Origin of the sequence: Lawsonella clevelandensis, from assembly GCF_001293125.1 — a bacterium.
Classification (GTDB): domain Bacteria; phylum Actinomycetota; class Actinomycetes; order Mycobacteriales; family Mycobacteriaceae; genus Lawsonella; species Lawsonella clevelandensis.
Window position 1 is genome coordinate 1,621,822 of record NZ_CP009312.1, and the last position, 22,833, is coordinate 1,644,654.

At 58.2% G+C, this 22,833-nt stretch carries 19 protein-coding genes; 16 read left to right on the forward strand and 3 right to left on the reverse strand.

The features are described 5' to 3' along the window. Positions 1–4: 4 nt before the first annotated feature. The gene (locus tag IY73_RS06895) at positions 5–1,561 is read right to left on the reverse strand and encodes a carboxylesterase/lipase family protein (RefSeq protein ID WP_053962432.1); all 1,557 of its coding nucleotides are present in this window, start codon (positions 1,559–1,561) and stop codon (positions 5–7) included. A gap of 128 nt (positions 1,562–1,689) precedes the next feature. On the opposite strand from IY73_RS06895, the gene IY73_RS06900 reads away from it, so the two are divergent. The 12 genes from IY73_RS06900 (at position 1,690) to IY73_RS06955 (ending at position 14,186) form a co-directional block, all read left to right on the forward strand. Then, entirely contained in the window at positions 1,690–3,768 is a 2,079-nt protein-coding gene (locus tag IY73_RS06900) for a M3 family metallopeptidase (protein WP_053962433.1), read from the forward strand. 118 nt (positions 3,769–3,886) lie between these two features. Further along, positions 3,887–4,168, forward strand: a complete 282-nt coding sequence (locus IY73_RS06905) for a hypothetical protein (protein ID WP_053962434.1) — start codon at positions 3,887–3,889, stop codon at positions 4,166–4,168. A gap of 2 nt (positions 4,169–4,170) precedes the next feature. Further along, positions 4,171–5,409: a radical SAM family heme chaperone HemW gene (gene hemW / locus IY73_RS06910; protein ID WP_082345516.1), complete on the forward strand. Its 1,239-nt coding sequence runs from the start codon at positions 4,171–4,173 to the stop codon at positions 5,407–5,409. 131 nt (positions 5,410–5,540) lie between these two features. Next, a complete protein-coding gene (gene hrcA, locus IY73_RS06915) occupies positions 5,541–6,581 on the forward strand; it encodes a heat-inducible transcriptional repressor HrcA (RefSeq protein ID WP_053962435.1) in 1,041 nt (346 codons plus the stop codon). A gap of 92 nt (positions 6,582–6,673) precedes the next feature. Beyond that, positions 6,674–7,831 carry a molecular chaperone DnaJ gene (gene dnaJ, locus IY73_RS06920; protein ID WP_053962436.1) on the forward strand — a complete coding sequence of 386 codons (1,158 nt, stop codon included), beginning with the start codon at positions 6,674–6,676 and terminating at the stop codon, positions 7,829–7,831. 24 nt (positions 7,832–7,855) lie between these two features. Beyond that, positions 7,856–8,611: a 16S rRNA (uracil(1498)-N(3))-methyltransferase gene (locus tag IY73_RS06925; RefSeq protein ID WP_053962437.1), complete on the forward strand. Its 756-nt coding sequence runs from the start codon at positions 7,856–7,858 to the stop codon at positions 8,609–8,611. Positions 8,612–8,628: 17 nt separating this feature from the next. After that, positions 8,629–9,675 (forward strand): PhoH family protein, encoded by a 1,047-nt coding sequence (locus tag IY73_RS06930; protein WP_063665785.1) that lies wholly within the window; start codon positions 8,629–8,631, stop codon positions 9,673–9,675. A gap of 3 nt (positions 9,676–9,678) precedes the next feature. Continuing rightward, positions 9,679–10,149 (forward strand): rRNA maturation RNase YbeY, encoded by a 471-nt coding sequence (gene ybeY, locus IY73_RS06935; RefSeq protein WP_053962438.1) that lies wholly within the window; start codon positions 9,679–9,681, stop codon positions 10,147–10,149. Positions 10,150–10,170: 21 nt separating this feature from the next. Then, on the forward strand, positions 10,171–11,523 hold the full coding sequence (locus IY73_RS06940; protein ID WP_053979134.1) for a hemolysin family protein: 1,353 nt from the start codon (positions 10,171–10,173) through the stop codon (positions 11,521–11,523). Then, positions 11,516–12,442, forward strand: coding sequence for a GTPase Era (gene era / locus IY73_RS06945; RefSeq protein ID WP_053962440.1), 927 nt, complete (start codon positions 11,516–11,518; stop codon positions 12,440–12,442). Before IY73_RS06940 ends, era begins: the two co-directional genes overlap by 8 nt. A 2-nt stretch (positions 12,443–12,444) precedes the next feature. Then, on the forward strand, positions 12,445–13,209 hold the full coding sequence (recO, locus tag IY73_RS06950) for a DNA repair protein RecO (RefSeq protein WP_053979135.1): 765 nt from the start codon (positions 12,445–12,447) through the stop codon (positions 13,207–13,209). Positions 13,210–13,409: 200 nt separating this feature from the next. Continuing rightward, positions 13,410–14,186: an isoprenyl transferase gene (locus IY73_RS06955; protein WP_053979223.1), complete on the forward strand. Its 777-nt coding sequence runs from the start codon at positions 13,410–13,412 to the stop codon at positions 14,184–14,186. Between the two features lie 28 nt (positions 14,187–14,214). Here the strand turns inward: IY73_RS06955 and IY73_RS06960 are convergent, their stop codons facing one another. Then, positions 14,215–14,577, reverse strand: a complete 363-nt coding sequence (locus IY73_RS06960) for an ArsR/SmtB family transcription factor (RefSeq protein WP_082345518.1) — start codon at positions 14,575–14,577, stop codon at positions 14,215–14,217. Positions 14,578–14,761: 184 nt separating this feature from the next. Between IY73_RS06960 and IY73_RS06965 the strand changes: the two genes are divergently transcribed. Both IY73_RS06965 and IY73_RS06970 read left to right on the forward strand, forming a co-directional pair. Beyond that, the gene (locus tag IY73_RS06965; protein WP_172621866.1) at positions 14,762–16,153 is read left to right on the forward strand and encodes a glycine--tRNA ligase; all 1,392 of its coding nucleotides are present in this window, start codon (positions 14,762–14,764) and stop codon (positions 16,151–16,153) included. Between the two features lie 111 nt (positions 16,154–16,264). Continuing rightward, a complete protein-coding gene (locus IY73_RS06970; RefSeq protein ID WP_063665786.1) occupies positions 16,265–17,137 on the forward strand; it encodes a trimeric intracellular cation channel family protein in 873 nt (290 codons plus the stop codon). A gap of 11 nt (positions 17,138–17,148) precedes the next feature. Here the strand turns inward: IY73_RS06970 and IY73_RS06975 are convergent, their stop codons facing one another. Next, positions 17,149–19,224 carry a TPM domain-containing protein gene (locus IY73_RS06975; protein WP_053962443.1) on the reverse strand — a complete coding sequence of 692 codons (2,076 nt, stop codon included), beginning with the start codon at positions 19,222–19,224 and terminating at the stop codon, positions 17,149–17,151. Positions 19,225–19,389: 165 nt separating this feature from the next. On the opposite strand from IY73_RS06975, the gene IY73_RS06980 reads away from it, so the two are divergent. Together IY73_RS06980 and dnaG are read left to right on the forward strand one after the other, a co-directional pair. Then, the gene (locus IY73_RS06980) at positions 19,390–20,703 is read left to right on the forward strand and encodes a deoxyguanosinetriphosphate triphosphohydrolase (protein WP_053962444.1); all 1,314 of its coding nucleotides are present in this window, start codon (positions 19,390–19,392) and stop codon (positions 20,701–20,703) included. A 38-nt stretch (positions 20,704–20,741) separates the two neighbouring features. Beyond that, positions 20,742–22,721: a DNA primase gene (dnaG, locus tag IY73_RS06985; RefSeq protein ID WP_082345632.1), complete on the forward strand. Its 1,980-nt coding sequence runs from the start codon at positions 20,742–20,744 to the stop codon at positions 22,719–22,721. Positions 22,722–22,833 lie beyond the last annotated feature (112 nt).

Here is a 22,833-nt window from a genome sequence, read left to right on the forward strand (position 1 = left end):
ACCTCTAACTAAGTCCCCACGTACTCCGGGCAGCCCGATAGCAGTCCATTTCCACATGGGGTTTCTCATCCCACACCATGCAGACACGCGTCGTCTCGTTATAGGTGGGCCATCCCGGGTTACCGTCGGCAATGAAGTGCTGTAGCGCACTATGCATGAGATCTGCGGTAGTTTGCCCGGCGGCATCATCTAATACTGCAGCAGTCGGATCACTAGGATCAGTTGTGGTGACGGGGCCCACTACGTTGTTGGCAGTCTTTGCCCCGAGCGTGCCAAACCATATGGGGAGGTCTGCGCAGTGGGCAGCCCCTTGCCGACCTGGCCAACGATAGTCATAGACCCAGGTGCGGGACTCTTCAGCCGGTTGGTCAAGGACGCGCCCTTCAATCGCGGTGGCGACAGTAGCTCGAATCATGGTGTCAGACATGACGGCCCCCACGCGGCCTTCGTGGATGTCGTCGTGGTGAGCGGCAATCACACTGTTTCTCCGGCTGGGATCCACGCCCGCCGTGGAGAGAGAAATTTCCACGCCCAGTCGGGAGAGCAGCTTCAGTGCACCGTTAAAAGTGACTGAATCGAACTCTTCCGAGGTGGATCCAATGAGCATTGGATAGTGCTGGAAAAGGGCACTGTCAGCCGCGTCAGTCAGGGACTGCGGCTGGGTAGCCTTATCGCGCACCGGGTAAAAGGGGAGACCGAGTGGGTTGCTGCGCCGCATCCGGAGGGAGAGCTTCTCCATCTTCTGCAGCGGCCATTGTGACAGTGCATCGGCCGTGAAAGTTCGGAATGGCATTGCGCGGCGAGCCGCCTTAACGATCCCCTTTGCACCCCCGTCTGCGGGGAGACGGACGAACGCGGGTGAGCATGAAAATACCTGCTGGAAAAGTCCCTGAGCGGCAGGATTCGAAGCCAGGCAGAGAGCGCTTGTGCCACCCGCAGACTGGCCTCCAATAGTGACACGCTGGGGGTCGCCACCGAATGCGGAGATATTCCGCTGCACCCATTGGAGGGCGGCTAGCTGGTCGAGCATACCGCGGTTCTGGGGTGCATCCGGCAGTGGCAGCCAGCCTTCCGCATCGAGCCGATAGTTGATGGTGACCACGATGACGCCGGCGGCGGTGAACTTCGCACCGTCCCACCAGTCACAGGCATTTTCGCCCACAATGAAGCTGCCGCCATGAATCCACACAAAGACGGGGAGCGGATGCGCTAGCGGAAGTTTGCCCGGTTGGGGGAGAGCATCTTTGGGCGCGTAGATCGTGAGATTGAGCTTTTCTGCGCCGGGCCGTACCACCTCTGGGATGGTGGGGTTGGGTGTGGTGGAGAAGTCTTGGGCGGTGGAACCGGGGGCGGTGCAGTCGCGAATGCCATCCCAGGGCAGTGGTGGCTCGGGTTTGGCAAAGCGGGAAATGCCGGAGAGGGGAGCAGCGTAGGGGATGCTGTAGAAGACCACGTCGTGGGTGCGGTCAAGCCCTTGGACCTGCCCGGACCGGGTGGTGACAACAAAGGGGGAAGGGACTCCACGTGGAGAGGTCACAGTAGTGGTGTCGTTTTCAGCCATAATCCGAGGTTACCTTGTCCTCGCTAAGATAGAACCCACAACCATGCCACGATGCGGCTTTCCTGGCTGCTGCCAGAGTCTCGAGCCGAGGCGTGAACAACAACCCGAGACAACGAGAAAGGTGTGCTGTGTCCACTGCTAACCCGCTGTTGGCCCCCTCCACGCTGCCCTACGGTTTGCCTGACTTTTCCGTTATTCGCGACGAGCATGTGATGCCGGCACTGGAAGAGGCACTACGCCGCCATAGTGTTGAAATCGCAGCTATTGCGGACTCTCCGGATGCCCCTACCGCCGCTAATACGGTGGTGGCCTTGGAACGAAGTGGGCAGGACCTTGCCCGTGTCTTGGGGTATTTCTTTACGGTGGCAGGTGCTGATGCGACGGATGAGCGGCTGCGAATGGAAGCGGAGATCGCCCCGCTTATCGCCCAGCACTCTGACGACATGTATATGAATCCGCAGCTTTTCCGCCGTATTGATGCTGTGTTCCAGGCGTTGCCAGAGAGCCTGGGGAGGATTGAGGTGAAGGGCCAGGTAACAGCAGCGCAGTTGGATGCGGAGACGGTGGCGTTGGTGCAGCGTTATCACGACCTTTTCCTGCGCCATGGGGCAGGCCTTGCCGAGGAGGCGCAGGCTCGGATCCGGGAGATTAATGCCGAGCTGTCTCAGCTGTCTTCAGAGTTCGGCGACAACTTGCTCACGGATACGCAGCTACGAGCCGTCCACATCACGGAGGAATCCGAACTTGCGGGTGTAGCCGACGCGCAGAAGTCCTTCTTCGCTGAAACTGCCCGTGCCGCAGGAAAGACGGGTTGGCTTGTCCCCCTGGGGTTGCCGACTGCTCAACCTATTCTCGAACAATTGTCTGATCCAGCTGTACGTGCTCGCGTGTATGAGGCCTCTTTACAGCGTGGTGGTAGGCGCAGCGAGCAGATAGCACACCGTATGGCGGTGCTTCGGGCGGAAAAGGCGACACTGTTTGGCTACCACACGTTTGCGGAATTCGTCATTTCCGACGAAACAGCAGGCACCCCGGAGGCTGCGCTGGAGCTTCTTTCTGATCTCGCTCCGGCAGCAGTCCGAAACGCGGAGAGTGAACGGAAAGACCTCGTGGCGATGGCGGAAGCGGCTGGGGATACTAGCTTTACCGCTGCAGACTGGCCGTACTACGCAGAGAAAGTACGAGCCGCCCACTATGCCCTCGATAGCGCCATGCTTAAACCCTATTTTCGCCTGCAGAGTGTGGTGGAGAAGGGCGTCTTTCGGGCTGCGGAAACGCTTTATGGGTTACGCATTGTGAAACGCTCCGACTTAGTGGGCTACACCCCGGATACGGATGTGTGGGAAGTGACGGATGCGGAAACGGGGGAGGGGATTGCGCTGTTGCTCACCGATTACTTTACACGCCCGACAAAGCGGGGTGGCGCCTGGATGAATAGCATCGTTGACCAGAACTATCTCCTGGGGCAGAAACCCATTATCATTAACGTTCTCAACCTCACTCCTGCCCCTGCCGGTGAGGAGGTTCTTCTGACCCTTGACGAGGTAGAGACCCTCTTCCACGAGTTTGGCCACGCCCTGCATGGGATGCTCAGCTCGGTGGTCTATCCGCTCTTCTCTGGGACAAATGTGCCGCGGGATTTTGTGGAGTTTCCCTCCCAGTTCAATGAGATGTGGACTCTGCACGAGGACACGCTGCCGGTCTATGCCCACAGCGCAGCGGGGGAGACTATCCCCAGCGAGCTGGTTCAGAAAGTGCGAGCCGCACAGCAGTTCGGACAGGGTTTTGCGACGGTGGAGTACTTGGCTGCCTGCATTATTGATATGGCATGGCACACTCTCACCCATGCGGAGGCTCTCGCTTTAGGTGACGACCTGGATGTGGCAGCTTTCGAACGTGCTGCCCTGCAGCGGGCGGGACTGTTAGTGGACGGTGTTGCACCGCGCTACCGCACTCGCTACTACCAGCACATTTTTAGTAATGGATATTCAGCTGGCTACTACAGCTATCTGTGGTCCGAAGTGTTGGATGCAGATACGGTGGACTGGTTCAACGAACAGGGTGGGTTGGTGCCGGAGGCGGGCCGCCGTTTCCGGGAGAAGATTCTCTCCCGTGGCGGGGCAATCGACTACATGGCGGCTTACCGGGACTTCCGGGGTCGTGATAAGGATGTCACTCCACTGTTGCGACGCCGGGGTTTAGTCTAAGAGACCCGCTCATGGTGCTCATCAACTACCCTAAAGAGGAGAACCGCAAAGGTAAGCGGGAGGCAAAGCGCCAGCTGTGTGCTGGGGTCTGCAACGGATAACGATCAGGAGGTGGCGAATGGAACGGTTCATTGACTGGACTAACACGGTGGCGTCCTGGTTTGTGGACCTGCCGGTGGGGTGGCAGATGTTTTTCGCGCTCCTCATCCTCATTCCCATCTGCTTGGTTATCGCCAAGTTTCTGTTGCTGCCGATTATTGATGCCGTACAGAATGCGTATCGCCGACGGGTAGATGTCCACAATGTCATCGAACCTGCGGTTGTTGAGAATGTTGATGAGAGTGCTACTACTGCTGCGGGCGTTGCAGCGGACGGCACAGCCCACTCGGATAGCCGGTGACTATGCCGTCGTCTGCCCACACACCGACGGACGCTCCTACCCCACAGGTTCCGTGGGAGTGTGTCGATCGACAGGCTCTCGCCACCCGGCCCTTTGGCATCTATCTTCACGTCCCTTTTTGCACGTCGCGCTGCGGCTACTGTGATTTCAATACGTACGCACTCCACACTTTTCCCGCTGGTCCTACCGGAGACCCCATCACCACTTGGGCAGACCAGTTGTGCCATGAGATACGCCTGGGGGCACAGTTATTGGCAGACCGGGGGGTAACGCCACCTCCTGCGAGCACAGTGTTTTTCGGGGGAGGTACGCCCAGTCTTCTTGGAGATCGTCTTCCCGCAATTTTGGCAGTGGTGCGGGAGTGTTGTGGGATCGCGCCAGGGGCAGAGATCACAAGTGAGGCCAACCCGGAAAGTACCTCGCCGGAACTGTTCGAATGCTGGCGGAAGGCGGGGGTTAATCGGCTCTCCCTCGGTATGCAGTCCAGCTCTCCGCAGGTGCTGGCGCTCCTCGACCGGAATCACGACCCAACCCGAGCGGTTTCCGCCATTCGGGAGGCGCAGGCTGTTGGTTTTGAGCACCTCAACCTCGATCTTATTTACGGTACCCCTGGGGAGACTGCAGACGATGTGACTCGCAGTGTAGAGACGGTGGTGGAGACCGGGGTCGATCATGTGTCCGCCTACGCGTTAACTGTTGAACCCGGAACTGCCCTTTTCCGCAAGATCGTACGCGGCGAGATTGCGCCGGTGGATGAGGATGTGCAAGCGGACCGCTACTATCAGATTGATGCGGCGCTGCAGCAGGCTGGCTTTGCCTGGTATGAAGTGTCCAACTGGGCACGTTCGCATGAGGCGCGCTGCCGGCACAACCTGGGCTATTGGGAGGGTGGGAACTGGTGGGCTGCTGGCCCGGGAGCACATGGCTATCTGGGTGGTGTGCGGTGGAGTATCCGCAAAAATCCCCGTAGCTATGGGGCGTTGTTGGCCCACGGCATTTACCCAGCTGACTGGTGCGAGGTATTGACGGCGGAAGAACTGCGGGAAGAGACCATCATGTTGCGACTTCGGGTGCGTGATGGGTTGCACCGTAGTGTGCTCACCCCTGCACAAGCGCAGGTGGCTGCCACGGCGGTAGGAGATGGTCTGGCAACGTGGGAGGGAGAGTACCTGGTCCTGACAACGCGGGGACGGTTGCTGGCCGATGGTGTGATTGGAGACTTGCTTCTCGTAGACGACTAGGCCCCGGGGGGAGGCGGCGAGGACACCCTACTGCATTAAACTGGCACTTAACGTCTGAGAGTGCCAGAATTGGGGTAGACGGCATTATTGACACGCGGAACCCCGCATCTCTTCACCACAAAGGAGGCCCCATGGCACGTGCAGATGAACGCCGCCTCAAAGTCCTCCGCGCTATCGTCACCGACTTCGTTGCCTCGCACGAACCCGTCGGCTCCAAAGCCCTTGTGGAGAAGTACCAACTCGGCGTCTCCAGTGCCACCATTCGCAACGATATGGCCGTACTCGAAGCCCAAGGTTACATCACCCAACCCCACCCCTCATCCGGGCGAGTACCCACCGAAAAGGGCTACCGAGAATTCGTCGACAACATCGAGCAGATCAAACCGCTCTCCCGCGCCGAACGTACCGCCATCCGCCGATTCCTCGACAACTCCATCAGCATCGACGATGTCCTCAACCGTGGTATCCGTCTCCTCAGTCAACTCACGCAACAAGTCGCCGTCATCCAATACCCCACCCTGCACTGTGCCAGCGTGCAGCACGTGGAAATCATACAGATGGCCGACCGACGCGTCCTCGTCGTCATCATCACAGACCGAGGGCGAGTTGACCAACGCATCGTGGAATTCGATCGGGACCTCACCCCCGACGCCGTTACCACCCTCCAGCAGGAGTTCATCACTGCTCTCAAATGCCGTACTCTCAGCGAAGCCTCCACCGCAGTTGCCGCGCTTCTCGCCGACCCACACCACCCCTATGCCAAGGAACTCGCCCGCGCCGGGCATATTATTCTTGACACCCTTGTCGAACACCCCGAAGAACGGCTCCTCCTCGGAGGGACTTCCCATCTCACTCGGCATGCTTCAAGCTTCCACGGCTCATTACAAGAACTCCTCGACGCACTGGAAGAACAAGTTGTCATTCTGAAACTGCTCAACAGTGCAGCTACCAACCCACTTGGGGACCCCCACGCCGTCACCGTTCGCATTGGGGAAGAAACCCACCTGGAACATATTCACGGGACCTCCGTGGTCTCTACCACCTACGGTACAGATGACTCTGTCTTCGGAGGTTTGGGAGTCATCGGACCCACCAGAATGGACTACCTCACCAACATTGCGGCGGTATCCGCAGTCGCCCGGTACATAGGAGAAATTCTCGCCGGACACTAGACCACACCAGCCGCCTGCTGTCTGGCTCCACCGGACACACCCCAGCCACCTGCCCCTGCTCCACTACAGATATACACGAAGGATTGTTCCTCTTGGCTTTGGACTATTACGGCCTCCTCGGCGTAGACCAGGACGCCACAACCCGCGACATCAAGAGTGCCTACCGCAAACTCGCTCGTGAACTGCACCCGGACATCAACCCATCCGAGGAAGCAGCAGAGAAGTTCAAGCAGGTCACCACCGCCTACGAAGTACTCTCGGACCCCGAAAAGCGGCGTATCGTCGACATGGGCGGAGACCCCCTCGGACAGCCCAATGGCGGCGGGTTCGGCGGCGGGTTCGGCGGGTTTGGCGGCGGAAGCATGGGAGACATTTTCGACGCCGTCTTCAACATGGCCGGTATGGGTGGTATGCGCGGAGGTGGAGCCGAACGACGCTCCCGCGTCCAACCAGGCAGTGACTCTCTCACCCGCCTTCAGCTCACCCTCGAAGAGTGCTTCCGGGGTGGCCTCCAGGATCTTGACGTCACCACCTATGTCCTCTGCCCCGACTGCCAAGGCACCGGATCAGAATCCGGAGCCCAGCCCGAAACCTGCCCCCACTGTGGCGGCACCGGCCAAATTCAAGACGTTCAACAGTCCTTCCTCGGGCAAATCGTCACCACCCACGCCTGCCCTCACTGTGGCGGCACCGGACAGATCATTGCCGACCCCTGCCGCACCTGTGACGGCGGTGGACGCGTCCGTCGCAACCGCACCGTCACTGTCAAGGTTCCGGCAGGTGTGGGGAGTGGAATGCGTATCCGCCTGGTGTCCCAAGGTGACGTGGGCCCCGGTGGTGGCCCCGCCGGAGACCTCTACGTAGAAGTTCAGCAAAAACCCCACCCTGTCTTCACCCGTGAGGGGGACGACCTACACTGCAACGTGTCTGTCTCGATGGTCGATGCCGCCCTCGGCTGCGAAGTCGACCTCGATATGCCTGATGGCGAGGTTTACACCGTCCGTATCCCGGCTGGCACTCAGCCGGGAGCCGTCCGCCGTGAGCACGGTAAAGGTATGCCCAATGTGCGGACCGGTCGCCGGGGCAACCTCGTCGTGTTCGTCAACGTCACTATCCCCAAAGACCTCGACGATGAGGAAACCGCCGCTTTGCAGACGCTCCGCCGTCTCCAAAAGGACGGTGCGCGCGTGCTCTCCGAAGATGACGACGACAACCTGTTCAGCCGTTTGAAGCAAGCCTTCCAGCGTTAGTAACGAGCAGGTTAGGATAGCTTTATGAGTCTCCCCGTATTCCGCATCGACCCAGCCGATATGAATGCTGAACCCGGCGCCATTCTTACTTTGGAGGGTGCCGAAGGCCGGCATGCGGTGACAGTGAAACGCCTTCGCGTGGGGGAGAAGTTTATGATTGGTGATGGTGCCGGCACCCTCGCCGTCTGCCGTGTCACTGACATTGATGGCAAAGACGCCCTGCACGCTACTGTTGACGGGGTCAAAAACGTGTCCCGGCAAAAGCCCGCCGTCACTATCGTTCAAGGCATCCCCAAAGGTGACGCTGCTGACCTAGCGGTCGATCTGGCTACCGAGGCAGGCGTCGACCGCATCATTCCCTGGCAAGCGGAGCGTTGCATCGCCCAATGGAGTGGTTCCAAGAAGGAGAAAGGTCGGGCGAAATGGCAGAAGACTGCCATCGAAGCCGCCAAGCAATCCCGTCGAGCCTGGGACCCAGAAGTAACCCCAGTGGCCGCGCTCGATGACATTGCGAAGCTGGTGTCCGAGACGCAGAAAGCTAGTGGTGTTGTCGCAATTCTGCATGAATCTGCCCGGGTGAAGTTCTCCAGCCTGCCCTTCAATCGCGCCAAGAGCATCGTCCTCATCGTCGGGCCAGAAGGCGGTCTCACCAAAGAGGAGATCACTGCGTTGGAAACCGCGGGCGGGCAATCCGTCATTATGGGGCCTACCGTTTTGCGGAGTGCCGTTGCCGGCGCAGTCGCGTTGGGGGCGATGGGAGTCCTCACGGAGCGCTGGTAGCAAGGTAAGCTAAGGTTATGCCGTTCATCACCCGCACCTTCACCCTTGAAGGTGACACCATGCCGGCTCTGCTCGGCGCACACGATGCTAATCTCCGTGAACTAGAAAAACTCCTCACCTCCGATATCCACGTCCGAGGAACCGAGCTCACTCTCGCTGGCGATCCTGACGATCCCACTGACCTCCCTCTCTCACAAGCTGTTATTACCTCCCTCCTCGACACTGTTGAGCAGGGCGTCATTCTCGACGTGCCGATGGTGCGTCGGACTGTCTCCATGCTCGCTGGCTCCGGCCACGATCAACCGTCAGAAGTGTTCTCCACCCGGGTTGTGAACGTCCGCGGACGCACCATTCGGGCCCAAACCTCCGGCCAGAAACACTATGTCGAAGCGATCGCCAACCACACCATCGTCTTCGGTATCGGTCCAGCTGGTACTGGCAAAACCTACCTTGCCATGGCCATGGCAGTGAATGCACTCCGCTCGAAAGATGTCAATCGTATTATCCTCACCCGTCCCGCCGTTGAAGCAGGCGAGAATCTCGGCTTTCTCCCTGGCACCCTCAACGACAAAATCGACCCCTACCTGCGCCCACTCTACGACGCACTGCGGGACATGATGGAACCTGAGCAGGCCCGCAAAATGATGGATACCGGAGTCATTGAAGTGGCCCCCTTGGCCTACATGCGTGGCCGTACCCTCAACAACGCCTTCGTCATTTTGGACGAAGCCCAAAACACTACTGCGGAACAAATGAAAATGTTCCTCACCCGGCTGGGTGCCGGATCCACCATGGTCATCACCGGTGACGCTACCCAGGTGGATCTTCCTGGTGGAAAAACCTCCGGTCTGCGTATCGCTCGACGCGTCTTGGAAGGTACCCACCCCGATATCGCCTTCATCGACCTCACCAGCGAAGACGTGGTACGCCATAGTCTTGTTACCGCCATTGTGGAAGCCTACGGGCGCTACGATGAAGAGCAGGAGGAACGTCGCGAACAACAATCCTCCCAGCGGAAAGGTGGCTCACGTCAAGGGCCCTCACAGCGGAAGCATGAAAACTAGGCAATGAGCATCGAAGTAGCAAATGAATCCGGCATGGACGTCGACGAAACTATTCTCATCGACGTCGCAACCTACGTACTTCAGCGTATGGACGTTCACCCCGCTGCGGAACTTGCCATCACACTGGTCGACTTAGACGCTATCGAACAGTTGCATGTTCAGTGGCTCGATCTTCCCGGACCAACGGATGTGATGAGTTTCCCCATGGATGAACTCACCCCCGGTGGACGCCCGGACGCGGTCCAACCCGGACCGGCCATGTTGGGAGATATCGTCATCTGTCCACAATTTGCTGCTGATCAGGCTAAACGCGCCGGGCATGGAGCTGGGCATGAAATGGCGCTCCTCACTGTTCATGGTGTGTTGCATTTGCTGGGATATGACCACGCAACTGCTGCCGAAGAACAGGAGATGTTCTCGCTCCAAAACGCCCTCCTTGCGGAGTGGTATGACCAGCGCGATAGTCGTGTGTGAAAGGGTTAGAACCACCACATTATGAGTGTGCTTGCCATCTTGAGTCTGGTTTTTGGACTCCTGCTTATGGTCTTCGCAGCTCTCTGCGCAGCCCAAGACACCGCTCTCAATAACGTTTCTTCCGCTCGTGTCGTGGAGATCGCACACGAGAACGAATTGGGTTCCCGCAAGATGCTCTATGTCGTGGAGCGTCGAGACACTTACTCTGCCCTTACTGTTTTCTTGCGCACCACCTCAGAACTCGTTGCCACTATCCTCTTCGCGACCTTGTTCCTCGACACCGTAGGAACAATGGACGGTCGAGGGGCCGGAACCGCATGGGCGCTAGTCTATACCGGCATCGTCAGCGTACTGTGCAGCTATGTGGTGGTGGGCGTATCGGCCCGCACCCTCGGCCTCCAAAATCCCTACATGGTACTGCGCTACACTGCTGCGTTGCTCATCACTGTTGGTTGGGTATTCCGGCCAATTAGCCGCCTCCTTGTGCGTATCGGCAACGCACTTACCCCCGGTAAAGGCTTCAAAGAAGGCCCCTTTTCCACCGACATCGAGCTCAAGGAGTTTGTCACCCTCGCACAACAGCGGGGCGTTGTTGAAGACGATGAACGCGAGATGATCGAATCCGTCTTCCAACTGGGTGCCAACAACGCCCGCTCCGCCATGGTGCCACGTACGGACATGGTGTGGATTGAATCCACCAAGACTGCCAACCAGGCCATCAAACTCGCGGTGAAGTCCGGATTCTCCCGTATCCCTGTCATCGCCGATACCGTCGACGACGTTGTGGGCATTGTCTACCTCAAAGATCTCGTCGCCTACACCTACTCGGCAGTGGAAGGCGCAGATAGTGTCACTGTTGGTGAATTGATGCGGCCCGCCTGGTTCATCCCCGATTCCAAGAGCCTCGATGACGTCCTCGATGAGATGCGTGCTAAACGTAACCACATTGCCGTCCTTATTGACGAATATGGCGGAGTCGCTGGACTCATCACTATTGAAGACATCCTGGAAGAAATCGTTGGCGAAATCTCGGATGAGTATGACGCCTCCGAAGTTGCTCCCCTGGAAGAACTGGGCGACAATCGGTGGCGTGCCTCTGCCCGCCTTTCTATCGATGACCTTGCCGAAGCTGTCGGTGTAGAGTTCAACGAAGAGCTTCTCGACGAAGTCGATACCGTGGGCGGATTACTAGCCTACGAACTCGGTCGAGTGCCACTGCCGGGAGCCCATATTCATACCGACACGCTGAACCTGGTCGCAGAGGCTGGACATGACCACCGTGGCCGACGCCGCGTCACCACTGTGCTGGTAGAAAAGATCCTCCCGGCAAACGACAACACTCCCGACGATGAGAACGAAGACCAGAATGACTGAGTATTCCGTAGACCAGCCGAACATTCCCTACCGCTCCGGCTTCGTCTGTTTCGTGGGCCGCCCCAATACCGGCAAGTCAACCCTCACCAACGCCATGGTGGGCCAGAAGATTGCCATTACCTCAAATCGGCCGCAAACCACCCGGCACACCATTCGGGGTATTATCACCACAGACGGCGCGCAGCTCATTGTAGTTGACACGCCGGGCCTACACCGTCCTCGTACTCTCCTCGGAGAGCGGCTCAACGAGCTCGTCAAAGATACCTTTGCCGGCGTGGACATTATTGGCCTCTGCATACCCGCCGACGAATCCATTGGCCCAGGAGATCGGTGGATTCTCGACCAGGTGCGCACCAATGTGCCGCGCACCCCAGTCATCGGCATAGTCACCAAAATAGATAAAGTCTCCCGCGACCAGATCGCCGCACAGCTGGTGGCAGTGTCCAAGCTCCTCGGGCCTGACGCAGACGTCGTGCCGGTCTCCGCTAATTCCGGGGAACAAGTCGATACCGTCGTCGACGTCTTTACCTCACTGCTACCAGTAGGTCCACAGTTCTACCCAGAGGAAGAGCTCACCGATGACGACACCGAAAAATTCCTCTCTGAACTCATCCGGGAGGCGGTCCTAGAGGATGTGCGCGAAGAACTGCCGCACTCTATCGCCTGCAGCATCGAAGAAATGTACCCGGACCCCGACGACGAGGGACGCACGGTAGTGCACGCCACAATCTATGTGGAGCGTGAAAGCCAGAAAGGCATTGTCATCGGAAAGAAAGGGACGCGTCTGCGCAAAGTTGGCCAGCGTGCACGCCAGAGTATCAGCCAAGTACTGGGCACCCGGGTCTACCTTGATCTCCACGTCAAAGTACTAAAGGATTGGCAAACTGACCCCAAACAGCTGGGCAAGCTGGGCTTTTAACCATGCCCTCCTATCGGGACCAAGGGCTGGTGTTACGCCACTACAACCTGGGGGAAGCAGACCGCATCATTGTGCTCTTCACCCGCGGGCACGGCGTCGTACGATGTGTAGCCAAAGGTGTCCGTCGCTCGCGCTCCCGTTTTGGAGCGCGTCTGGAACCCTTCACCCTTAGTGATGTGCAGATTTACCCCGGGCGAAATCTCAGTACCATCACGGAAGCGGTGACGGTCGAAACATTTAATGCCCGCATTGTCGCCGACTACGGACGGTACACCGCCGCCGCTGCCATTCTGGAAGCTACTGAACGGTTGCTTGGTGAAGAGCAGCCTAACCAACGACTCTTCGATCTCACCGTGGGAGTCCTGGGAGCCTTGGCAGAAGGCCAGCGGGCACCCCAGCAGATGGTCGACACCTACCTGCTACGGGCCATGGCGGAGGCAGGGTGGGCACCCGAATTGGAGAAATGCGCCGTCTGCGGCGTAGAAGGATCGCACCAAGCTTTCCACCCTGCGGCAGGGGGAGTGGTCTGTGCCCAGCATCGTCCCCCCGGCAGTGCGACCCCCATGTCCGGGGTGCTCGACTACCTACGGGCGTTACGGGATGCGCGGTGGGAGCGAGTTGATGTCATTGCCGGAGACCGAAAGCTTGGCCAGCGGGTGCAGGAGGAAGCCCACAGACTAGTTGTCTCCCATCTACAATGGCATACAGAACGGAAGATTACCGCCCTCGATGTGGCGGCCGAGGCAGAGAGAGGACAGCGTCGATGAGCCTATGGCGCGACAAGCTCGCCGGTTTCTTCACCGGCTCGGAAACGAGCGGGAAACGGCTCTCCGGCACCGCGCTGTCCACTGCCCAACAGTGTTCGCTCCGTGAGGTGGAGGGCGCGCACACCTATGCTGACGACGTTCCCGTCACCGAAGACCTCCTGCCCGACCAGGAAATCCGCATCCAAACGCGGGGTCCGCAGATGGATCCCTGTTTTGAGGGGCACGATTTTACGTCGGCTCCCCCCGCTATTCCCGCCGAATTTTTACCCCGCCACATTGCGCTGGTGATGGATGGAAATGGACGTTGGGCCCAGCAGCGCGGGATGACCCGCACCGAAGGACATCGACGTGGTGAAGCGGTGCTGCTGGAGGCCTGCCGTGCCTGCCTCGAAGCGGGAGTCCCGTGGCTTTCTGCCTACGCATTCTCTACCGAAAACTGGACCCGCAGCTACGAGGAAGTTCGTTTCCTCATGAGTTTCTCCCGGGATGTCCTGCGTTGGCAGCGGGATGAACTTAATGAGATGGGGGTCCGGATTCACTGGGCAGGGCGGCGCCCCCGTTTGTGGCCGTCCGTCATTAAAGAACTCGAAATTGCGGAAGAACTTACGCGACATAACGACAAGATGCACCTCGTCATGTGTGTCAATTATGGGGGGCGAGCAGAAATTACCGATGCCGCCAATCGCCTGGCCATGGCCGTCAAGGAAGGTGTGCTTGACCCTCGCGATATCAGCGAAAAGACACTGTCTAGCCTGATGTATGTTCCCGAAATGCCGGATGTTGACCTTTTCTTTCGCCCCTCTGGAGAAAAGCGCACGAGCAACTTCCTTCTGTGGCAAAGTGCTTATGCCGAGATGGTCTACCAGGATGTGTTATTCCCGGACTTTGACCGCAGCCACCTGTGGGCAGCACTTGACGAGTACGCTCGCCGCGACCGGCGTTTTGGGGGAGTCAAAACGCCTCATAGTGGGGAGTAAGGGGGGAGTGGTGCTGTGCCGAAACAGGCTACAGGAACCGATGGTGAAGAATCTCCTCTGCATGGCACAGCGCATCGTTGACAATACCTGTGAGGTGCTCATCGACTAGAGAGTACTCATGTTCGCGGCCACGACGCGTGGACTTCACCACGCCGGCATTCTTCAGTACTCGCAAATGCTGGGACACTGCTGGCTGGGGAATATCCAGTGCTGCCACCAATTCGTGTACACAACACGGACGGTGCTGCAGCTGGACAATAATCGCGATGCGAGCAGGAGCAGTAAGAGATTGCAGAAGAGTACCGGCAGCCTCCATCACCTTTTGTGGAGGGAGTTCTGCCAGATCCTTATCCACCAAGCCAGAGGAGTGCTCTTCCGGTGCTTCTGCCATGCTACGTCCCATCTCTCAATGCTGCGGTGAGTCTGCCCGGTGACAACTCTCCTCATATCATAGCGAGCTTGGCAAGTATGTGGCGGTGAGAAGGTGTGCCACTGCTGCTCAAATGGGGTTTAGTAGTGGTGCCTGCTAAGATTTTGGCTGCAGAGACTTCCATCTGGCATGTTCAAAGGAGTTCATGGCCGTGGCCAAAAATAACCTCGTTGAGTCCGTCGCTAACCTGTGTAAACGCCGGGGCATCGTGTACCCGTGTGGTGAGATTTATGGTGGCACTCGCTCTGCGTGGGATTATGGCCCGCTGGGTGTGGAACTCAAAGACAACATTAAGCGCCAATGGTGGAACAGCATGGTCCGCAGTCGCGACAATGTCGTCGGCCTGGATTCTTCCATTATTCTGCCTCGTCAGGTTTGGGAGGCTTCCGGGCATGTCGAGGTTTTCACCGACCCGCTCGTGGAGTCCCTCTACACCCATAAGCGTTACCGGGCAGACCACCTCTTGGAAGCGTACGAAGAGAAGCACGGCCACGCCCCCGCTAACGGCTTGGCAGATGTACCGGATCCGGAAACCGGGCAGCCGGGCAACTGGACTGAGCCGAAGGCATTCTCTGGCCTCATGAAGACCTACCTAGGCCCCGTCGATGATAAAGAAGGTCTGCACTATCTGCGTCCGGAAACGGCCCAGGGTATCTTCGTCAACTACAAGAACGTCATGACAACCTCTCGTATGAAGGTTCCCTTCGGTATCGGCAATATTGGTAAGTCGTTCCGTAATGAAATCACTCCCGGTAACTTCATCTTCCGCACCCGTGAGTTTGAACAGATGGAGATGGAATTCTTCGTCAAGCCAGGAGAGGACGAAGAATGGCACCAGTACTGGATCGATGAGCGTTGGAAGTGGTACACCGACCTCGGTGTCCGGGAAGAAAACCTGCGTCTTTACGAGCACCCGAAAGAGAAGCTCTCGCACTACTCAAAGCGCACTGTCGATATTGAGTACGCTTTCCACTTCACCGGCTCCACGTGGGGCGAGCTGGAGGGTGTCGCCAACCGTACCGACTACGATCTCACGGTTCACAGCAAGCACTCTGGTGAGGACCTCTCCTTCTTTGAACAGGCCACCGGGGAACGTTTTATCCCCTATGTCATTGAGCCCGCGGCCGGTCTGACTCGCTCCCTGATGTGCTTCCTGGTAGACGCCTATGAGGAAGAGGAAATCCCGAAGGCGAATGGCAAGATTGACAAGCGTACAGTGCTGCACCTTGATCCGCGTCTAGCCCCCGTTAAGGCTGCGGTGTTGCCGTTGTCCCGTAACGAGGAGCTCAGCCCGGTGGCCCGTTGCCTCGCCAACCAGCTGCGTCAGCGGTGGAACGTCGATTTCGACGATGCCCAAGGTATTGGCAAGCGCTACCGTCGCCAGGATGAGATCGGCACTCCGTTCTGCGTCACCGTCGACTTTGACACGAAAGACGATCAGGCTGTCACCATTCGCGAACGCGATACGATGAGTCAAGAACGTGTGTCGCTCGACAACGTGGAGAACTACCTCGCTGAACGTTTGCGTGGCTGCTAGCTAACATCCCGTGCACCTTGTGGCCTCACGGAGGACAATGGGAGCAGGGCACACTTTCGAGTGCCGCGTAGTTACCTGTACACCCACTTTCGAAGGAATCGACCAGATTAGATGGATGGCGTTCTCCTGAATCAGGAGCTCGTCTTTCGAGTCATCGACTTGACGGGCGTCGTTGGCGCAGGCTGCCTAGGCGGCACTGTGGCACGCCGTCATAAGTTCGACCTGGTCGGTTTCCTTATTTTGGGAATTAGCACTGCGCTGGGTGGCGGTATTTTGCGTGACCTCATGCTCAACCTCACGCCCATTGCTCTAACCGACTATGCCTATCTGGTGGCCGCAGTTTGTGGTGTGTTTATCTCCATGGTGCTGCGCATTGACGGACGAAAGTTTTGGGTGAATCTCTTCAGTCTGGTCGACGCCATGACGATTGGGTCGTGGGCGGCGACGGGTGCCTCGAAGACGCTCGCCGCCGGGCTGGGTGTGGGTCCGGCACTTGTATTGGGCGTGATTACCGCGGTGGGTGGTGGCGTCACCCGCGATATCTTGGTGGGCCGTACCCCAGAAGTTTTCGGAGGGAATACCCTCTATGCCACCCCAGCACTCGCTGGTGCGGGTGTGGTAACCATGGTGCATGGCATCGGCTACCCTGGTGTGGGTATGATTGCCGGCACCATTACCGGTATTGCTCTCTGCCTGCCTGCACAACTGTTCGGCTGGTCGCTTCCGGTGATTCCCGATTGGAGTCTGGATTCGGCGGCTGCCGAAATGTTGCGCAAGGTGAAGGGTGACAAGTCCCGGCGTGCAAAGTCCCATTTAAAGGGGCTACAGATGATGGAGGAGCAGGTTCACCAGGCGCAGATGCAGGCGGCAGAAGACGCCGCCACCAGCGAGCCTGGTGACGGGTTCCCAGCGGACACTGAGCCACCTGGCGAGGGCCCCGAGGAGGGAACGCCTCCTTCGCCTTTCTTCGATAAGACGGTGTAGGGGACTTCTCTTTAGAACTTCCCACCTATTCCAGAAGGCCCGCCGAAGGATCCGCCGATACCGGAGAATCCTCCTGAGTTACCCAAGGCGCGGGCAATGTCCACAGCTCCGTTACTGACAGCTGACCAGCCATTATTGTAGGACGATCCGCCACTGAGTAGATTGCCTAACAGCATACCGCCCAGGAAGCTGCTGACGTTGCTGCCAGAGCGGGTGCGCTGATCCTGGTAGTACATCGTGGCATAGGTTCGTTGGTCGTGTGCGGCGGCCTGGGTGGCCTCCTGTGCCATCATCATGGCTTTTTGCGCCTCTTGGAGAGCTGCCAGGTAGTCGGTTTCTGCCACTTGCTCCGCCATACGTAGATGAGTTTGTGCCTGTGAGAGGCGAGTACGGGCGGTTGCCTGCACAATATTCGTGCGAGTATTCACCAGGTCTTGAGCTGCCCGCACCTGATGCTGAGCCGTGATAATAGCCTGGCGCACTGTCTCCTTCTGGCGCTGTAGGGTGTTGGCTTGCCCTTCAGTAGAAATGAGAGTGGACTGCAGACTGGTGTCTGCAGCGACCAGCTCGTTATAGCAGGGGAGGGGTATAGCTTCCCCGCGTGATTCGGCGCGTTTGAGTGCCTGACGAGCCAAGTTGACGGCATTGTGCACTGGATTCGTGTTGACGGTGGAGTTCTTCGCGAGTGGGCTTGCGAGGAAACTCTCAGCCTCAGCAAGGGTCTTGGTGAGCTCCTCTTTTTGTCCCTGCAAGCTGGCTTGCGCGTGTGTGATGTCCTCGTCAGCATGATCCACTGCAGCGAGGAGTCGCTCTGCCTGGGCCAGCAGCTTTTCTGCCTGCACAATGGCCGGTGCCACCGGATAGTGTTCCTCGCTGGGGCGTTTGAGCCCCTGCCGAGCATCATCCAGGGATTTCTCCGCAAGGGTGATGTTCTCTTCCGCACCAAGGACGTTTGCTTCGATGGTTTCCAGGTTGAGCCGCTTATAGCGTTGCTGTAGCGACGAGATGGTCTGGTGAGCTGGCTCCAGCCGTGCACGTGCTTCCACCGTACGAAGGGTGAGGTTAGCAATGCGGGGCTGTGGATCGGTCATAATGTCGCGCATCTGCTCAAACTGGGTGGCGTTCTCCTTGAGAAGTTTGCCGGCATCGTCACAGTGTCGGAGTAGCTCCGTCAGCATTTGGTGTTGCTGTTGTTGTGTTTCGGGGAAAGCGTCATCCAATTCTTGGCGGATGGTGAAAGCTTGACGCAGATGTGCGGAGGCTTTCTGGAGGGCGATCTGGTACTGCTCTACCGCTGCATCACCAAATTCCTGGCGGGCGGTAATCACAGCCTGGTTAGCTTGCCGAATTGCGTTATCGGTAGCGATGAGCACTTCCTTAGACCGCTGATGCAGTTGGCCCAGCGGCACTGCTCCGAGGGGATTGGGGGCGTCCCATTGTGGGTTCGCCAGTGCGTTCATTGCGGCTTCATTGTTGCGTTTACGACGGGCCAAGCGGCGGACCACGTAATAGATGGCAACCGCGGCAGCGGCGACAAGGGTAAGGATGAATGCGCCTAGCCCGAGGGGAACGTTGTCATCGGTAGTGGATCCAGCCGGCTGGGAACTACGCACTGCGTGCAAGCCTTCCACTGCTGCAGGTCCTATGTTGCCCCAGGAGGCATCACTTTGCTGCAAGGAGGGGATGAGGTACTTATTCATCAACGTTTGCATCTGGTAGGTGCTGAGAGAACCACCTTGCCCCAGGTAAAGATCGCGCTGCTGCGTCGCGACGGTGATAACAACGTAGTTCGGCCCCGTAATGTGCGACAGGGACACAAATTCTTGGGTCCACCCAGCTGGGGTGAGGTCTCCGTAGGTGTCGACGAAGACGAAGTAGATCTCCAAGCCCAGTTGTTGGCGGGCATCTACCACAGCATCCTGGAGTTTTACTTGGTCAGTGTCAGAAAGTGTAGTGCCACGTGCCACCACATCTGTACTATCCGGCATAGCAAAGGGCTCCACGGCATAACTGGCAGCGGTAGGCCCCACCAGTACACCTAGCGTGAGGAGAAGAGCGACACAACAACGTTTGAAAACGTTCACCATGGGGCAGAGGCCCTCCCTTATCCATGGACGGACGGAGATGACGGAGATGAAGGACAACAAAGTCGAGAGGTTGTAAGAACTCTCCAACCTAAGATTACTGAAGTTTCGCGCCGCTGTGTCGAGAAGCGACAGTGGACCTCGCCAGCTCGCTAGAATGAGGGTGAGATGAGTGTATATACCGATCATGACCTCGCCCGACGTCACCCAGAGCAACCTAAGGCTGCGCAACTAGGGAAAACTGGCAACTACGATCGTCGGAGCCCCTTCTCCCACGATCGTGCCCGCATCCTCCATAGTGGTGCACTGCGACGGTTAGCGGATAAAACTCAGGTGGTGGGCCCACAGCAAGGGGATGTGCCACGCACGCGCCTGACGCATTCCCTTGAAGTTGCACAAATCTCCGGGGGCATCGCCTCGGGGTTAGATGTCAATGCAGATCTTGCGGAGCTCGCCGGTCTAGCACACGACATTGGGCACCCCCCTTACGGCCATAATGGGGAACACGCTCTCAACGATCTTGCGGCTGACTGCGGCGGTTTCGAAGGCAACGCACAGACGCTTCGGATTCTCACCCGCCTTGAGCCGAAGGTTCTTTCCGATGAAGGGACGTCGGTAGGGCTTAACCTCTCCCGCGCAGCACTCGATGCCGTCTGTAAGTACCCGTGGACCCGTCGTCCGGGAATGCGAAAGTTTGGTGCTTACGCTGATGATGCCGATACTCTGGCATGGATTCGAGACGGCGCGCCCACTGACCATAAGTGCCTGGAAGCACAGATCATGGATTGGTCGGATGATATCGCCTACTCAGTCCATGACGTTGAAGATGGTATTTTAGCCGGTCGCATTGACCTGAGAGTTTTGGGAGACGATTCGGAAGCTGCAGCTTTAGCAACAGATGCCCACACCACGTTTGGGCTCTCCGCCGACCGTGTTGCAGCTGCTGCCGCCCGCTTGTGGGAGCTACCCCATGTGCGAGAAGTAGCAAACACCTGCGTCTCCAACTCTGGGACGGTAGTGGGGTCCGGAAACTACTTTGGGTCTCGGAGTAACTTGGTGGCGCTCAAACAACTCACGTCGGAACTGGTGGGGCGCTTCGTCAACTCCACGATAGCCACCACCCGGGCTCACTACGCGGGGGAGCTGGGACGCTACCGAGGAGATCTGGCAATCCCGCACGACATTGAAGCAGAAGTGGGGCTCCTCAAGACGGTGGCAGTCCGCTACGTCATGCACAATGTAGACCACCTGAAGGCACAGGAACGCCAATATGACCGGATTTTCCGCGTGGCGAGCTGGTTGCTGCAAACTGGCGAAGGCGGCCTTGACCCGGTTCTTTGGGATGATTGGAAAGCAGCCTGTGCGGCGGGTGATGATGCACGCCGCATGCGAATCGTGGTCGACCAGATCGCCTCGTACACCGAAACCCGTCTAGAACGTGTCGATAAGGCTGCCGCTGGTCTGCAAGCAGGGTGGGGCTAGAGCACGCTGGCATTCGCTGGATGGAGTATCCTCAAACCATGGCCAAGGGACGGATTCCAGAAAGCGACATTGAGGCAATCCGTAACCTGGTGCGCATTGAAGACGTCGTCGGGGAATATGTGTCGCTGAAACCCGCCGGTGTCGATTCTCTCAAAGGGTTGAGCCCCTTTACCGACGAGAAAACGCCCTCCTTCCACGTTCGCCCCAACCACGGCTACTACCACTGCTTCTCTACAGGGGAGGGAGGTGACGTGTTCAGCTTCCTCATGAAGATGGAACATGTCACCTTCGTTGAAGCGGTGGAACAGCTGGCTGACCGCATCGGCTATCGCATCAACTACCAGGGAAGCGGCGCCACCACTCCGCAGCAGCGGGGGACACGTCGGCGGCTACTTCAAGCCAATGCAGCCGCCCACGAGTTCTACCGGCAGCAGTTGGAAACCCCAGAGGCACAGCCGGGCCGCGACATGCTCCTCGACCGGGGTTTTGACGTCGCCATCATTAAGGAATTCGGCTGTGGTTACGCCCCAGCCGGATGGGACACCGTTACCCGTCACCTGCAGAAACAAGGCTTCACCTTCGATGAACTGGAGGCTGCCGGGATCTCCAAGATGGGTTCGCGGGGAACTCCCATCGACCGCTTCCATCGTCGTCTCCTCTGGCCCATCAGTGCCCCCAGCGGGGAGGTGATTGGTTTCGGTGCGCGCAAGCTCTTCGACGACGACAAACTCGGGAAGTATATGAACACTCCCGAAACCATGCTCTACAAAAAGTCCAAAGTGCTCTTTGGTCTGGATAAAGCCAAAAAGTATATTGCCGAATCACACCAGTGCGTCGTTGTGGAAGGCTACACGGACGTGATGGCGATGTGGGCGGCTGGCGTAAAAACCGCCGTCGCCGCCTGCGGAACCGCATTCGGCGATGACCACCTGGCTATTCTGCGCCGCTTCCTCATGGATGATAACTACTACCGGGGGGAGATCATCTACACCTTTGATGGAGATGAAGCGGGTCAAAAAGCTGCTATGAAGGCGTTCACCGGAGATCAGCAATTTGCCGGCCAGAAATTCGTCTGCATTGCGCCGGGCGGAATGGACCCCTGTGAGCTGCGGCAGGCGGAGGGAGATGCCGCCGTACGAGATCTCATCGCACGCCGTATCCCCATGTTTGAGTTCGCACTCCGCTCACTGCTGAAAGACTTCAATCTCTCTATTCCAGAAGGGCGCGTAGCAGCTCTCGAACGCCTTGTCCCGGTTGTTGCGGCTATCCACGATGCGGCGCTACGGGACGAGTATGCCCGCCAGCTTTCCGGCTGGGTAGGTTGGCACGATCCCACCGAAATAGTGAATCGAGTGCGACAGGCTGCCCGTACCGCGGGACGGATGCCAGCAGGAGGACCAACTGGGCGATCGCTGCGAGGAGGGCTTCAGCGGGGCCGGGGTCCACGAGCTAGTTCGTCCTTTTCTGCCTCTATTGGGGCAAGAGGAACTGCAGGCGGCCAGGCCAGTCAGAATCAGCCCCGGATGCTGCGCCCCCGTAAACCCTCCGAAGGTAGTGAAGAGGGGCGCCAACGAGGGGCAGTGCGTCTCGCAATCCAGTATCCCCGTACTGCCGGAGCTGGCTTCGACGCGTTGGGGTCTGATGCCTTCACCTATCCGCTCTACCGCACTATTCGGGATGCTATCGAAGCGGTAGGAGGCTGCACGAACGCGGTGGTTGACCATAACTGGGTACCGTCCATCCAAGAACATATCGACGACCTGGTAGTACAGGGGGTAGTCTCGGAGCTTGCCGTCGAAGATATGCCGGTAGACCAGGAGCATATGGCCAGCTACGCGGAGGGTCTTTTTGCGCGCCTGGAGGAAGCGTGGGTGGGGCAACAAGTAGCCGCACTGAAAGCTGCCCTACAGCGGAAGAACCCCTCTACTGACCCCGACTACCATGACATGTTTAAGGATCTTGTGGCACTGGAAGAATACCGTGCGACATTGAAACAACTTGCCATCGCAACCTTCTAACAGCGTGTCGGTACATCTGCTTTTCACCTACTTTTCCTCGTGTCCACCTGGCAATTTGGAGAGTAGCGGGGTGGGTAGGTAAGCTATCCATTCGTAACACCAAGGTGTTTAG